Below are 12,415 nucleotides of genomic sequence, written 5' to 3'. Positions count from 1 at the left end.
TAAATTGGATTTAACTTCATCGGATCAATGGGAAATAACCATCATATGACGACAGTGCGCGAGCAGGTATTGACAGGGCTCAAATGGACGGCGGGTGGAAAGCTAGGAGCACAGGTCATTACATGGGCAATCACGCTTGTTGTGATGCGTTTGCTGACACCAGAAGACTACGGCCTGCTGGCCATGGCATCGGTATTTGTTGCTTTCATGTTGATGTTGTCCGAGGCTGGGCTTGGCCCTGCACTGATTCAGAAACAGGATCTTGACGAAACTGCTTTACGCAGTGTATTTGCCATCGTCATCATCGCAAATATTAGTCTGCTGCTATTGCTCAATCTGTTGACTCCTTTCATTGCAGCTTTTTTTGATGAGGAAAGATTAATACTGATTTTGCATGTTTTGTCACTTCAATTTTTATTGACTATCTTCGGTACGCTTCCCAGCGTTCAGCTGTATCGCCAGCTGAAATTTAGAAGTTTGTCACTGATTAGCTTTTTAACGACGATCGTTGGGAGCATACTGACACTGATACTGGCATTCGCACAATTTGGTGTATGGGCGCTTGTTCTGGGGAATCTGTTCGCCGGCATACTCAGCGTAATCGCAATGAACGTTGTAGCTCCATTGCATTTTCTCCCAAAATTTTCTATAGTCAGTATACGTAATCTTCTGTCTTTTGGTGGAAATGTCACCTTATCGCGTTTACTTTGGTTTTTTTATACCCAGGCAGACATTGCCATTATCGGCAAATTGTTGGGCAAGGAAACGCTCGGGGTTTATTCTATTGCGATGCAGCTTGCTTCATTACCTGTACAGCGAATTTCCGCAATCATTAATCAGGTTGCATTTCCTGTCTTTTCCAGAATCCAGGATAATCGTGAACAATTTGGTAGTTTTATACTTAAAGCAGCCCGAATGCTTAGCCTGGTGGCTTTCCCCATACTATGGGGAATTTCCAGTATTGCTGATGAAATAGTCCAGCTGTTCCTTGGAGAAAAATGGCATAACGCAATATTGCCGCTGCAACTGCTAGCACTAATGATGCCTTTACGTATGATTGCAAATTTCCTGCCTTCTGCTGTTGATGCGCTGGGCAGGCCTGATGTCACCATGAGAAATGTACTCCTGGCCTCAATCGTTATGCCGATCGCTTTCCTGATTGGCTGCAACTGGGGGTTGGAGGGCGTTGCACTAAGCTGGGTTATTGCTTATCCATTAGTATTTTTTATCAATATCCAGCGTATGCTCCGGGTAATAGAGCTACGATTGTCTGATTTTTTTTATGCCATGATGCCAGCCATGGGCACCACCATTGGAATGTATCTGGCAGTACAGGCAACAGCCATACTGCTAGCAGATCATGTTGATCAATGGGCAAAACTATTGATTTTGATTGTCACTGGAATACTGGTATATGGAAGTCTTACATTGTTTTTCAACAAACGCAGCTACCATGAGGTTATTGATCTAGTTCGCCGATGATGTTTTCATTAAGATCTTTAGGAATCTAATTGCCATGCATGAACTACTGACTATCTTACGTGAAAGCCCGGAACCGTTTGGTCGATTATATGAAGCTCTACTCATGAGGGCTGGCGGGCACAGATTATCACTCAGAGAGTATATAAGTTATCAACTACATACGGATCAGACGCTAACCACAGAGGAACGCAAACGTTTCATCGGGGAAGACAGAAAATGGCGCCTGCATATCCGCTGCAATAAAAAACAATGGTTCATGCTGCATTACAAAATTCCATTCACACAATTCATGATGGGTGGTGGATTCCAAATACCTAAAATTCACGCGATTTACGACAAAAATTCCACTTATTACTTACCTGGCGTAGCGGCATTAAGTAATGAAATTACTGTTATTGAATATCTCACCAACCAGGCAGTTTACCCATTATTCATAAAACCGGATGACGGAATGCTTGGGGAGGGTGCATCCGGAGTTCAGGGCTATGATAAACAATCCAGAGAGCTGATTTATATCAACGGAGATAGGGAGCCGCTAGATAGTTTTGCTCATAAAATTGATCAGCAGCCAAAAACCATCCTATTCCAGGCGCTGTTAAGACCAGGAAAGATCCTCGCCAGTATCTGTGGTCAAGCCATCTCCAGCTTGCGTGTAACGACAGGCCGCACCGCAAAAGGAATTGAAATTATTAGTGCATGCTGGCGAATCCCGGTTGGGAAAAATATGACGGATAATTTTTGCCATGGAGTATCCGGCAATTTACTCGGTGGTATCGATATAGAAACTGGCAGAGTAACTCAGGTTTATGGCCGGAAGGACAGTAAAATTAGCCTTGTAACCTGCCATCCGGATTCAGGTTACCTGTTCGAAGGGTTCATAATCCCGAACTGGGAACGTATCGTTGAAACATTGATGCTGGCGGGCAGAACCATGATTGGACTTAACTTACAAAACTGGGATGTTGCACTGACTGACCAAGGCCCCATCATTACGGAAATTAACGTATTCGGTGACATGGATGTCCATCAATATGCAAACCGACAAGGGTTTCGTTCACCGAAACTCGAAGAAGTACTTGCTTACTCTTATCGATCTTACTTAAGTGAACTCTCGTGGATCACCAGAAAAATTACCCCCTTCCTGAAAAAATTTGATTCTTTACGATAATGCATAAACTAATTATCGCCATTCAACACGATCACCAACATCTTTCAAGTAACCGTTGGCAGTCCTTTTCGACACATTGGCATGAGCTGGCTGCACAGCGGGACATCACAACCCAAGATATCGATATTTTCTCTGATTCGACTAACTGGCTGGATCAACTCAAAGATTGTGATGGGTTCATGTGGTGGTTTGGCCAACCACTCTCGGTTAGCCGCCCCGGCCGCAGATTAATCGCAGCCTTGGCACATATCAATAAAATCCCAACATTTCCCAATCATAATACGATATGGCATTTTGACGATAAGGTAGCGCAATCTTATCTTCTGCAACTGGCAGGCATCCCTACTCCCGAAACCTGGGTATTCTGGTCAAAATCACAGGCGGATAAATTTATTAATTCGGCTAATTATCCATTGGTACTAAAATTATCTTCCGGTATCGTTTCAACGAATGTTGAACTTGTACATAACAGCCGTGAGGCAAGCCACCACGCTTATGCACTGTTTGATTCCGGTATGTACGCACTGCCACCAGCCAATCTGCCCTTCCGTTGGTTCGCCAGGCGTGCAAGAGAAGCAGCACGGATATTTCTATCACAGAAAACAGATATAGAATTTCATAAAGGATATTTGCTGCTCCAAGAGTTCCTGCCTGGAAATGACTTTGATATCCGTATAACCATCATCGGTAATCGTGCCTTTGCATTCAAACGATATAATCGACCAGGAGATTTTCGGGCAAGCGGTAGCGGCCGCATAGATTGGGATCCCACTCAAATTCCATTGGATTCACTTCTCCTTGCTTTTCAAACGGCAAAAATACTGCAAACCCAGTCACTCGCTGTCGATGTTCTGCGACGAAACGGCGAGCCTGTCATCGCAGAAATTAGTTATTACTACGAAGGGTGGGCGATTGCGAAATGCCCGGGACACTGGAAATTATCTGATCAGGCTTCGCAGCCCGTTTGGGTTGAGGGCTCCATGCGACCGGAAGATGCAATCTGGGAAGATTTCATCACTCAATTTCATTGATGTTCTTTCAATCACTTTAAGGCACCGCATGAATATTCTCAATATCCTGTTTGGCAAACGTGCTCGCAAGACACCTTTCGCAACATTATCTGAAGTGCTGCGCATGCGCTTTGGTTCGCAGCGCTTGTTGTTTCAAGAGTATATTGATTATCGCTTGCATGAACTGGATGACCTGAGCGCTGAAGAACGCAATAAATTTCTGGGAAATGGCCGTAAATACCGGCTCAACTATGTGTGTAATGACACTCGCTGGTTCATGCTGGGCGAAAAGTTACCGATGACACTTTTCATGATGGCAACGGACCTCCCCATGCCCAGAATTCATGCAGTATATGATCTCGATGGTAGAAATTTGCCGGGTGCCATTACATTAAACAATATCGATGAAACTGCTGCTTATCTCCGCACCCCCCAGCATTACCCATTATTTGTCAAACCTAGTCATAGTGCTTATGGCTGGGGGGCTCTGGGCTTACAAAAGTATTCACCGGAATCAGACAGCATCGTTTTTTTGAACGGCGAGCAACATAACGTGATTGAATGGATCAAGTCACTCAACCCAAAATCTTCACACGGCATTCTGTTTCAAGAACAGCTCAAACCACACCCGGAAATTGAGCGTGTCTGTGGCCCTCGCGTCAGCAGCATACGTGTCACTTCTGCCCGCATTAATAGCAAAAATGCCATTGTCAGTGCAGTATGGCGTATTCCTGTCGGATCGAACATGGTGGATAACTTTCAGCATGGTGCTTCCGGAAATTTACTGGGGGGTGTAAACATAACTAACGGCCAGATCACTCGAGTCGTTGGCAAGATTAACGGAAAGATCGAGGCAGTTACTATTCATCCTGATACCGGCGCACCATTCGATCGATACATATTGCCAGACTGGCCAAAATTAACAGAAATTTGTGAACAAGCAGAAAACTATCTCATGGGGATGAATCTCCACCATTGGGATATCGCTTTGACTGAACGGGGTCCTGTCATCATCGAAAACAATGAAATTGCTGATCTAGATCTGCATCAACACGCGAATCGCAAAGGATTTTGGTCAGAAGAAATCGAATTGGTACGGCGCCAATCTTATCCGCGCTACTGGGAACAATTGAGCTGGCCCCAAAAAAAATTGGCTAACCTGATGCGTAAGATTGATATTTTTATCTAAACGAATAGCAGCCACCGCATGTGATGGCTTACTTTATCCTGGCGGGGTGATTGGGGTTGGTAATGATTACTTTTACTTTATTTAGCAAATCAATATCATGAATGCCTGGCGAGAAAGACTGGCACTCTTGAGATATAAGGGAGGGTTCAAGGCGGCAGCATTCTGGCTGATTAAAATACTATGTAGAGTAGAGATTTATTTTTTCTACGCAACTGATTTGACTCGGCAACAGGCGTCGTTGCCACAGCCTCTTGTCAAAAAATCCGGAACAGAGACATTCCACTTTATTTCTCTAAACTCCACTCAGGATATTGCCATGCATCCGCATGAACTGATCGAACAAATCAGTTCACAAAGTGGCCGAGGCGTTACACAACTTATTCAAGACGATGCCAGTATCTATGCATTGATTGATGGAACACAAGTTGTATCACAAACAAATATCAGCCACAGCACTGTTATTCGAGTCGATTCACCAACGGATTTAGATATTGGTCTGGCATCTGGAGATGTCTTCCTTGGCTACTTATTCACCCACCCCCATTACCGTGGATTAGGTGCTGCAGCATTACTACTGGAAATGATGTGCGAGGATATTAAGAAGCATGGCTATTCCAGGATCGTGACACATATACGCTCAACGAATGTCGCTTCACTGAATACTTTCAAGAAATGTGGCTGGTTCAAAATTGGCTGGATAGTCGTCAGTACCAGCAATCATCTTCTGCTGCGCTGCCTGCGCAAAGCCGGAATTACTGTCTCGGTTGTTAAATAATACGGACTCGCTGTAATCCGTAATCACTCTGTTATAGGCAAAAAAATAATAGTTGAGCGATACACAGTGGTTGCAGATCGCAGAGCTACTACCAGGTAAAGGTATCGATGCCGAGGACAACCGACATTTCAGCTGAGTTATACCGTTCGTTATTGGCCACCTCGAAAAACCCTATTTTTGAAAAAAATTGATTTTAAAATCAATGTGCTACATATAAATCTTTTCAGAATTTACAGGTTTTTCGAGGTATCCTATTATATTGTCCAGAGCCATTCTGTTGCCAGAGGTAGCACGTTTGACTTATACCAAATGCCTCACAGATCAATGTAATTGTGATGCCTTGCTGCTCAACCACATCCTGTGTATCTCTTTTTTGTAAAGATAACTTTACCACTTTCCCTCAAGTGCTTCCTGGCGCAGTTGAGATTTTAATCATTCTTCAGCATACATATTTCTAATATCGATGATTTTCGTCTTCAAGCTCTCTTAAACGCTTCATCATCTCAGTATCCATACCACCGTATTTTTAGCACGCCATTTGTAATAAGTAGTCGCCCCAGAAAATATACGCTCGATAAATAAAGGAATTAGTCCATTAAAACAGCGCAGTGCGCGTTTTCAGGATGGACCATTTATAACACATTCTCAGATGTGGGATATTGTATGGGTACCCCCCACGCGTGTAGATGAAGCTTATCAAAGTAGTTACGCTGGGATGGGTATAAGTACGATAATAACCAAGGAGCAATGAATAAAACCAGTCGGCTTTTAGAAATCATCCGCAGTGGGCTTATACTAACGCCAAGTCGACGTGCCTCTTCTCGGTAAAACCTCATCACGCGAGGGATCATTAGCCAATCACCGGAGATGTAGAGAATCTTGAGGGTATGAAGAAGAAAAATGAGTTTGAACTTTTCCTCACTGAGCAAGCGCTCACTGCGACTACAAGTAAACCTACTGGTCAGCATGAGGCCGTATGAAGCAGTAGGTAGGCGATCATAGAAGCGAGGACCTTTGTGACCCACAGATCTGGTAACAGATTCCTGTTCCTGATGATGGAAGTACGCGACATCGTTAGATTTGTAGAATCGCTTTACAATAAAAGGAAGCCAGAAGAATAGCGGCGTGTCTTCGTAAACACAATATTCTGGATAGAAAACTCCATGATTTACGAGGAATTCTCGCCTAAATACCTTGGTCCAGAGCCAGCCGACAGTGTGTAACAGAGAGTAGCGAGTCACCTTCTTGGTGTAATATTCACCCTCAAGAAGTTCTAAGGCGCCCGCTCGTAGACCCGCTGACGGCTTGATCCGCCCTTCGTCATCGGAAAAATGTTTCACCTCAAAGTCGATAAAGTCATAATCGCAGGTACCCAAGCGTCTCACAGTACCGATTGCGGAGGGATTGATGTCGTCATCGGAGTCAACGAACCATATGTAGCGTCCGGATGCCAATGACAGACCGTGGTTACGCGCGCCCCCTGGTCCTGATGTGGCTACACTAAACCGGACACATTCCTTAAAATAACTGAAAGAAGGAATGTATTTAAATGATCCAAGAAAAACCCAAAGTCTATACAGCTGAATTTAGGGAGTCATCGGTAAAGTTGGCCATTGAATCGGATAAACCTGTAGCCCAAACCGCCAGAGAAATTGGCGTGAATGAAAACACCTTACATACCTGGATCAGTAAATACAGTCGACCGGTTGATAACATAAAGGCAGTGCGCACTGACGAACATCTCTATGAAGAGTTAAAGCGGCTAAAAAAAGAGGTTGCCCGACTGACCGAGGAGCGCGACCTATTAAAAAAGGCTGCCGCGTACTTTGCCAAGGAGCAACGGTGAAGTACGCCTGGATCAAACAGCATCAAGGTGAATTCACCGTGTTATCGATGTGCCGATTTTTACAGGTCTCACAGAGTGCTTACTATGATTGGCTGCATCGAATTCCTTCATTCAGGGAACGAGAAGACGAGCAACTCAGCAGTATTGTAAAAAAATTATTTAAAAAAAGCCGGAATACATACGGCACCCGCCGTCTCAAAATAGCTATGTCTCACCAAGGCCGATCCGTGGGTCGGCGGCGAATAAGCCGGCTAATGAAGGAAGCCGGACTGGCCTGTAAAACCAAACGTCGATTTAAAGCTACCACTCATTCAAAGCATGAATTGCCTATTGCGCCTAATTATTTGGATCGTCAGTTTTCCATAGATCAGATAAATCAGGTATATGTGGGCGATCTCACTTATATTCATACCCTGGAAGGCTGGTTGTATCTGGCGGTCGTGATCGACTTGTTTTCCCGGCAGGTCGTAGGCTGGTCAATGGCCGCACATATGAAAACACAGTTAGTCAACGATGCGCTCCAGATGGCTATTTGGAAACGTAAACCCGACAAAGGCCTGTTATGGCATACCGATCGGGGTAGCCAATACGCCTCAGAAAGTCACCGGCAATTACTAAAGCAGCATGGCATCCAACAAAGCATGAGCCGGAAGGGAAATTGCTGGGACAACGCCGTGTCGGAAAGCTTCTTCCATACCTTAAAAATAGAATTGATCCATCATCAAACGTTTCATTCTCGGGAAGAAGCTAAACAGGCTGTGTTTGAATATATCGAAGTGTTTTACAACCGAGAGCGATTGCATTCAGCTAATGGGTATATATCGCCTGTTGATTTCGAGTTGCAGCAAAATGCTGCTTAACTTTGTGTCCAGAAAAGTGTTGACACATCAGTATTCAGGGATTGAATTCGTGCATCAATTTCCGGATTGACAATGCTTTGTGGTGATGCTTCACCTACCTCCAGTAACAGCATCGGCTCATCCCCCGTTATCTGTTTCTTGACCGCATCACGAGCTTGCTCAGCTTCAAGCAAGGAAAGCCTGGCTTTTTCCAGCTCTTCAGCCGCCGCAACCAGCTGGCTATAGTAATCTCCACCCTGCCCGGGTAAAAAACCAAGATTCTTTTGCTTGAAAGCAGTCAGGGCTGCCTCAGCAGCAACCAATTTTTCTTCATAAGCAGCAATTTGCTGATCAATAAAACGTAACGCAGAAGCAGAATCCTGCTTTTTTCCTTCCAGCCCGCCTTCAACAAAAATAGTCAACAGAGCTTGAACAATATCTTTGGCCAGCTTGGGATCCTTGTCGTCATACGAAATCATGAAAATATTATCGCTACCTGTCGTTTTAAGCTTGATATCATTCATTAATGAGGTCACCAGCTTTTCTTTGGCACTATCATCTGCGACCTTAATATCCAGATCTACCATACGAACAATTCTCTCGACATTTGGCCGACTAATAAGCGTCCGGCTCATTATGGTGATTTGCTGATCTGGATTGGGTGATACAGTCATCCCTGCCATTAATGGTCGCAAAATACTCTGAGTATCAACGTAAATTCGCGCAGATGCCTGATAATTATCCGGCATCTTATAAACGAAAAACCAACCCGCAACCGCAATAATCCATGCAGATCCAACTGAAACCCATCTGTATTTCCAAATCCCTTTGATGTAAACCAGTATCTGAGCAATCAAATCACTCATATCGGATCACCTCGCCATTTATCACGATTGCACGCAAATTAATCAAAAGTAACTTTCAGGAATAACCAGCACATCTCCCTGATAAACCGGTACGTTGGCAGAAATATCACCATCCCGGATCAAATCATCCAGCCTGACGCGAAATTGCTGCTGTTTACCATCAACGCTCCGAATGATCCTTGCCCTGTTTCCTGCAGCAAAATCAGTCAAACCTCCCACAGCAATCATGACATCCATCAGCGACATATCCTCCCGGTACGGCAGCGCCTGTGGCTGTGAAGCCTCACCGATTACCCTGATCTGCTCACCGAATGGCCCGACAAAATCAGTTATGACAACTGTCACTACTGGCTGCTGCAAATATTTTGCAAGCGTCTCTTCGATATCACGCGCCAATTCAGTTGAGGTCTTTCCACTTGCCGGCAAATCCTCTACCAGAGGCGTTGTAATTTTTCCATCTGGACGAACCGGAACACTCATGGATATTTCTGGATTGCGCCAAACAATAATGTTTAATGTGTCACCCGGCCCAATCAGATAATCATGCGGGACCTGCTCCCCTTGTGTACCAAGTAACGGATAAGTCGTACAACTACTGAGCAAAAACAGATAAAAAATAACCGACAGATTAGTTATCCAGGTTTTAATAGAAATATTCACACGAAACCCTCAATAAAAAGACTAGAGCGCCCTCACCCAAACTTTTTCACTATAACAATGGTGACAACATACATTATGTATCTATAATCAGAACGTCACATTAACGTTTATTTATCAAATGGATAAATATTCACCCAGACTGTAAAAGTAATTTTATCTTTTTACAGGAGTACTGAATGTGTCTACCATTTAAAAACCAAGCATAGTTAACATCATTCATTTTTATCAGAAAAAAGCGTCAGCATTCTAATGCACACAAATGAGGCCCGCAGGCAAACCACAGGAACTAGATTATATCGATTGGCCAATTATTATCTTTAACTTAATAAATTTCAGGAATTATTAAATTTAATCTTTATTAACAAGCATATAATTACCAGGCGCCACAATACTCAAACCAATCGAAACAGGGAAGATAAGTGTATTTTATACGTTTTTCCAGAGCATCTCCTAGAATTTCCCTTCGCCAGCATAATATTGGTAAGATTTTGGATTAAAAGATGAAAACTCAACTTTGAGCACGTCTCCTCCTGCCTCCTCCGCCATTTTCCGAAATTCAGTAACCTGTATTTCTGCAGGAACAATAAAAACCTGAGAAACTCCTGATTTATAGTGCACTGTAATTTTCATACTCTTCCCTGATAGCCTGTATTTGCCCAGACAAACAACTCACCCCAATATTTGCCTTTTACACATTTGCCTTTTACACATTTGCCTCTTAATATAGCTCTATGTAAATCATTACCCTGCAATGCCGACATTAAACGAACGGCCTTCCTTTCTTTTCATGTATAACCCTCTGCGGAATCTTCCCAGATTCTAGAATGTCCAGATCAATTCAAATTCAGGATTAGAAAAGCATTTATGGCTCAATACGTTTTAGTTATGAATCGCGTTGGTAAAATTGTTCCTCCCAAACGCGTTATTCTTAAAGATATTTCACTCAGTTTTTTCCCAGGCGCAAAAATTGGTCTGCTTGGCCTGAATGGCTCTGGCAAATCCACGCTATTAAAGATCATGGCCGGAATAGATAAAGACTTTGAAGGGGAATGCACCCCTATGCCAGATCTCAAAATCGGGTACCTACCACAAGAACCACAACTCGATCCCGATCTCACCGTTCGCGAAGCAATCCAGGAAGGATTAGGAGAAGTACTCAATGCACAACAACAACTGGAAGCCATTTATGCAGCCTATGCCGAACCGGACGCTGACTTCGATACACTGGCAGCCGAGCAATCGCGGCTAGAAGCAATATTAACTGCACAAAATGGAGACAATCTGACTCAACAGATGGAAATAGCTGCTGATGCACTACGCCTTCCGGAGTGGGATGTTTTGATCCAGAATCTCTCAGGAGGGGAAAAACGCCGTATTGCCCTGTGCAGATTACTTCTATCCAAGCCGGATATGCTACTTCTAGATGAGCCTACCAACCATCTGGACGCAGAATCTGTAGAATGGCTCGAACAATTCCTTGCACGTTTCTCAGGCACGGTAGTAGCCGTCACTCATGATCGATATTTTCTGGACAACGTAGCGGAATGGATACTGGAACTTGATCGTGGTCATGGCATCCCCTGGAAAGGAAACTACTCGAGCTGGCTGGAGCAAAAAGAAGCACGCCTGAAACAAGAAGATAGCGCAGAATCTGCTCGCCAGAAATCACTCAAGCAAGAATTGGAATGGGTACGGCAAAATCCTAAAGGCAGGCAGGCAAAATCTAAAGCTCGCCTAGCCCGATTTGAAGAACTCAGCTCGCAGGAATATCAGAAGCGCAACGAAACACAGGAAATTTTTATTCCTGTCGCAGATAGGCTGGGAAATGAAGTTATCGAATTTAACAATGTTTCCAAAGGATTTGGCGATCGCCTGCTGATTGACAACCTGAATTTCCGGATACCACCCGGCGCGATTGTCGGAATTATCGGTCCCAATGGTGCCGGAAAATCCACTCTGTTTCGCATGATTACTGAACAGGAACAACCGGATACAGGCGAGATTAAGATAGGTGAAACCGTAAAAATTGCCTATGTAGATCAATCACGTGATGCATTACCTAGTGATCAGACTGTATTCCAGGTCATCTCAGATGGAAATGATCTGCTTATCGTTGGCAAACACGAGATCCCGTCACGCGCCTATCTTGGCCGCTTTAACTTCAAGGGTCCTGATCAGCAAAAAATTGCAGGAACACTTTCCGGCGGAGAACGAGGCCGGTTACATCTGGCCAAAACACTGATATCCGGAGGAAATGTGTTATTGTTGGATGAGCCATCCAACGACCTTGACGTTGAAACCTTGAGAGCACTGGAAAATGCACTGTTGGAATTTGCCGGATGTGTGTTGGTAATCTCGCACGACCGATGGTTCCTGGATCGTATCGCAACACATATGCTGGCTTTTGAAGGCAATTCGCAAGTCATATTTTTCACGGGCAACTATCAGGAATACGAGGCTGATAAACGGCGACGTCTTGGTGAAGAAGGAGCAAAACCCAAACGTATCCGTTTCAAGCCTATCGAACGCTAATCGACCACTCGTTCCAACCACACCACACAAAAATTTAACTTTTTCTTT

At 44.1% G+C, this 12,415-nt stretch carries 11 protein-coding genes; 7 read left to right on the top strand and 4 right to left on the bottom strand.

The window, feature by feature from the left end:
- Positions 1-27 precede the first annotated feature (27 nt).
- From ACZ5EJ_RS04005 to ACZ5EJ_RS03985, 5 genes are all read left to right on the top strand, one after another.
- The gene (locus tag ACZ5EJ_RS04005; protein WP_074685015.1) at positions 28-1,482 is read left to right on the top strand and encodes a lipopolysaccharide biosynthesis protein; all 1,455 of its coding nucleotides are present in this window, start codon (positions 28-30) and stop codon (positions 1,480-1,482) included.
- Positions 1,483-1,516: 34 nt separating this feature from the next.
- On the top strand, positions 1,517-2,650 hold the full coding sequence (locus ACZ5EJ_RS04000; protein ID WP_083341442.1) for a sugar-transfer associated ATP-grasp domain-containing protein: 1,134 nt from the start codon (positions 1,517-1,519) through the stop codon (positions 2,648-2,650).
- Positions 2,650-3,681: an ATP-grasp domain-containing protein gene (locus tag ACZ5EJ_RS03995; protein ID WP_074685017.1), complete on the top strand. Its 1,032-nt coding sequence runs from the start codon at positions 2,650-2,652 to the stop codon at positions 3,679-3,681. Before ACZ5EJ_RS04000 ends, ACZ5EJ_RS03995 begins: the two co-directional genes overlap by 1 nt.
- 28 nt (positions 3,682-3,709) lie before the next feature.
- Complete coding sequence (locus tag ACZ5EJ_RS03990; RefSeq protein WP_074685018.1) at positions 3,710-4,849, top strand: sugar-transfer associated ATP-grasp domain-containing protein; 1,140 nt, start codon at positions 3,710-3,712, stop codon at positions 4,847-4,849.
- Between the two features lie 97 nt (positions 4,850-4,946).
- On the top strand, positions 4,947-5,624 hold the full coding sequence (locus tag ACZ5EJ_RS03985; RefSeq protein WP_083341444.1) for a GNAT family N-acetyltransferase: 678 nt from the start codon (positions 4,947-4,949) through the stop codon (positions 5,622-5,624).
- A gap of 632 nt (positions 5,625-6,256) precedes the next feature.
- Here ACZ5EJ_RS03985 and ACZ5EJ_RS03980 read toward each other — a convergent pair.
- Positions 6,257-7,165, bottom strand: a complete 909-nt coding sequence (locus ACZ5EJ_RS03980; protein ID WP_464557711.1) for a glycosyltransferase — start codon at positions 7,163-7,165, stop codon at positions 6,257-6,259.
- An 8-nt stretch (positions 7,166-7,173) separates the two neighbouring features.
- On the opposite strand from ACZ5EJ_RS03980, the gene ACZ5EJ_RS03975 reads away from it, so the two are divergent.
- A protein-coding gene (locus tag ACZ5EJ_RS03975) for an IS3 family transposase (protein WP_160803619.1) occupies positions 7,174-8,330 on the top strand; the annotation gives its coding sequence in 2 pieces (ribosomal slippage) (positions 7,174-7,444 and positions 7,444-8,330; 1,158 coding nt in all).
- On the opposite strand, the gene ACZ5EJ_RS03970 is transcribed toward ACZ5EJ_RS03975, so the two are convergent.
- The 3 genes from ACZ5EJ_RS03970 to ACZ5EJ_RS03960 form a co-directional block, all read right to left on the bottom strand.
- Entirely contained in the window at positions 8,327-9,175 is an 849-nt protein-coding gene (locus ACZ5EJ_RS03970; RefSeq protein WP_464557519.1) for an XrtA system polysaccharide chain length determinant, read from the bottom strand. The two genes, ACZ5EJ_RS03975 and ACZ5EJ_RS03970, sit on opposite strands and share 4 nt — an antisense overlap.
- 42 nt (positions 9,176-9,217) lie before the next feature.
- The gene (locus ACZ5EJ_RS03965) at positions 9,218-9,835 is read right to left on the bottom strand and encodes an XrtA/PEP-CTERM system exopolysaccharide export protein (protein WP_011633975.1); all 618 of its coding nucleotides are present in this window, start codon (positions 9,833-9,835) and stop codon (positions 9,218-9,220) included.
- Between the two features lie 450 nt (positions 9,836-10,285).
- Complete coding sequence (locus ACZ5EJ_RS03960) at positions 10,286-10,465, bottom strand: hypothetical protein (protein WP_041353454.1); 180 nt, start codon at positions 10,463-10,465, stop codon at positions 10,286-10,288.
- Between the two features lie 234 nt (positions 10,466-10,699).
- Between ACZ5EJ_RS03960 and ettA the strand changes: the two genes are divergently transcribed.
- Positions 10,700-12,367, top strand: a complete 1,668-nt coding sequence (gene ettA, locus ACZ5EJ_RS03955; protein ID WP_011633974.1) for an energy-dependent translational throttle protein EttA — start codon at positions 10,700-10,702, stop codon at positions 12,365-12,367.
- The last annotated feature ends 48 nt before the right edge of the window (positions 12,368-12,415 follow it).

Source organism: Nitrosomonas sp. TNE100 (assembly GCF_055387135.1).
This window is presented reverse-complemented; position numbering and strand designations above follow the sequence as displayed.